Origin of the sequence: Cetobacterium sp. ZWU0022, from assembly GCF_000800875.1 — a bacterium.
In the GTDB taxonomy this organism is placed as follows: domain Bacteria; phylum Fusobacteriota; class Fusobacteriia; order Fusobacteriales; family Fusobacteriaceae; genus Cetobacterium_A.
The window spans coordinates 1-371 of sequence record NZ_JRJZ01000135.1 but is presented as its reverse complement, the minus strand read 5'-3'; the positions used below and the strand labels follow the sequence as shown (position 1 = coordinate 371).

Below are 371 nucleotides of genomic sequence, written 5' to 3'. Positions count from 1 at the left end.
CTCTTTCAAGTTGGTTACCCCCCGCCATTATTGTTATTAAAAATTGACTATACGGATTTTCTTCAGATAAATCTAACCAAGTATCTTTTAAAGATTTTAAATATGCTTTTTTTCCTCTAATTAAATCTATTAATAAAAATAGATCATGAGTACTACGAGTAATTCTTGTTAAATCAGTTACATAAATAACATCTCCACATTCAATTTCTTTCAACATATTTTGTAATTCTAATCTATTCATTGTAGCTCCAGAAATTTTTTCTTCAAAAATAATATCCATCCCAATTTCTAGAAGTTGTTGTTTTTGCCTCGCTAAATTTTGATCTTCAGAACTCACACGAATATACCCTATTTTTCTCATTTTTATTCCT

Annotated in this window: 1 protein-coding gene; it reads right to left on the bottom strand. The window is 27.5% G+C overall.

Annotation, left to right across the window (positions count from 1 at the left end; genetic code table 11):
* Positions 1–361: recombinase family protein (locus L988_RS10600; protein ID WP_047384105.1), on the bottom strand; the 361-nt coding region annotated here is incomplete at its 3' end.
* Positions 362–371 lie beyond the last annotated feature (10 nt).